This is a genomic window from Pelomonas sp. KK5 (assembly GCF_001984095.1).
Lineage (GTDB): Bacteria > Pseudomonadota > Gammaproteobacteria > Burkholderiales > Burkholderiaceae_C > KK5.
Genome location: NZ_LYVQ01000439.1, coordinates 1 through 2,026 on the forward strand (window position 1 = coordinate 1; position 2,026 = coordinate 2,026).

Genomic DNA, 2,026 nt, shown 5'->3' on the forward strand with positions numbered 1-2,026 from the left:
GTCTACACCGGCGCGCGGCTGCCCGCCGAGCGGGCGCTGGCTTGCGGCCTGGTCAACGCGGTCTTGCCCGATGCCGAAGCCTTGCTGTCGCATGTGCTCGACATCGCCCGCCAGATCGCCGCCAAGTCACCGCTGGCCATCGCCGGCAGCAAGCTGGCGCTGAACCATGCGCGGGACCACGGCGTCGACGCCTCGCTGCACCAGATGAGCCTGCTGCAGAGCGCCATCTTCGACACGTCCGAGATGGGCCTGGCCATCGCCGCCTGGAAGCAGGGCGGCAATGCGGCCGACGCTGGCTTCGCGCCGCTGGGCCCGGTGGCGCGGCTGCCGGAATGAATGACACCGCTCGGTTTCGCCGTTAGGCATACCGTGCGGATTTACCGTTAGCGTGTGAACGGGCGGCAACATTCCAGTAGTTCCGTGGAGGCGCCGCGCAGGGCCAAACCCTAGACTGGACCGAGTCTCGTGCCTCCCGGGTGCCGCCTCGATGACCGTCCGTTCCGTCCTGCTGATGCTGTGCTGCTGCCTGCTGGCGGCCTGCGCCGGTCCCAAGTACACCGTCGACGACGGGCGCAAGGTGGACGAGGTCCTGCTCGGCAACATCCGCGCCTACGGCGCCGGCGAGCAGCTGCTGCGCCCGGCCATCCAGCGCTCCGCCGCGCTGAAGGATCCGGAGTGCGACAAGCAGTGGGAGCTGCCCTTCGCCGTGGCCACCAGCTACGGCTGGAGCGAGAACGACCGCGTCGCCTGGGTACGCGGGCTCAATGTGGACGAGCGGCTGACGGTGGTCGCCGCCACGCCTGACTCGCCGCTGCACCTCGGCGACCGCATCGTCAAGGTCGGCTCGCGCGACGACAAGGACAGCACCGACCTGCTCGAGGCGATGGCCGCCGCCCGCGACGACCGCGAGGGCCGGCCCTTCACCGTGACGCTGGCCAGCGGGCGCAACGTGCAGGTGGCGCCCTTCCAGGTCTGCCGCGGCTACACGCGGCTGGCGCCGCCCAACACGCCCAAGCTGCAGGACTACCACTGGCTGATGTCCATGCACCCGCTGGAGATCACCCGCGCCGACCTGACCGAGGACGAGGCGCTGTGGGTGGTGCTGTGGACCCAGGGCCTGTCCGAGGAGGGCGGCGCCCGCATGAAGACCTACCACTACGGCATGAAGGTCGCCGGCACCCTCTACAACCTGGTGACGCTGGCGACCGGGCTCAAGGGCGCGGCGATGGCGGCCGACGCGGCCATCGCCGCCGCCAAGAACGCGGCGGCCCAGGTCGCCCAGGAAATGCTCAAGCAGCAGCTGATCGAGCAGGGCAAGTCGCTGGCGATCCAGAAGATCCGCGAGGGCCTCACCGACGCCGCGCAGTCGCTGACGCGCCAGCAGGTGGTCGATGGCCTGCAGATGGCGGCGGTCAACCGCGGCTCGCTGAGCGGCGTGGCGCGCATCGGCGCCACCGTGTTCGACCGGGCCGACAGCTGGGCCTTCACCAATGCCGGCAAGCTCGGTGCCAACCCGCTGGCCGGCTTCACGCTGCACCAGAAGCTGATCGAGCGGGGGCTGACGGCCAACTCCATCGTCTTCGACGTCGACCGCCTGGCTGCCATCAACAAGATCGCCGAGGCGCGCGGCCTCGGCAGCGAGGTGACCGCCATCCTGCGCGGCCTGAAGCCCGACGACCTGCAGTACGCGATCGGCTCGATGCCGCTGGCCTCGGCGCCCACGGCCTTCAGCTACGAGAGCGCGTCCGACCCCGGCAGCGGGCTGTTCTCGCGCGGGCTGATCGACGCGATGCTGGAGATCCCGGCCGAATCCGGGCCGCGCAAGTGAGGGCGGGCCTGGTGTCGTTGTCGTTGAAGGCCTGGGCGGCCGCGATGCTGCTGAACCTCGCCGTCATGGGTGCGGCGCTGGCCCAGCCGGAGGCGGCTGCTTCGGCCCCCGCGGAGGCGGCCTCGGCGCCGCAGCCTGCGGCCTCCGAGCCGCCGCCCCCTCCTCCGCCCAGCTGCGGCCAGCTCAGCGCCCGCGGGG

The 2,026-nt window shown here is 71.2% G+C and carries 3 protein-coding genes; all 3 read left to right on the plus strand.

The window, feature by feature from the left end:
- Positions 1–336 (plus strand): enoyl-CoA hydratase-related protein (locus B0W88_RS31415; RefSeq protein WP_233151910.1); only part of this gene is annotated, 336 nt, incomplete at its 5' end.
- Positions 337–487: 151 nt separating this feature from the next.
- Positions 488–1,828 (plus strand): hypothetical protein, encoded by a 1,341-nt coding sequence (locus tag B0W88_RS31420; protein WP_077038375.1) that lies wholly within the window; start codon positions 488–490, stop codon positions 1,826–1,828.
- 11 nt (positions 1,829–1,839) lie between these two features.
- Positions 1,840–2,026 (plus strand): hypothetical protein (locus tag B0W88_RS34060; protein ID WP_198937999.1); only part of this gene is annotated, 187 nt, incomplete at its 3' end.

Excerpts from the sequence above, each read along its gene's own strand:
- B0W88_RS31420 (WP_077038375.1), top strand. The coding sequence starts at position 488 with ATGACCGTCCGTTCCGTCCTGCTGATGCTGTGCTGCTGCCTGCTGGCG.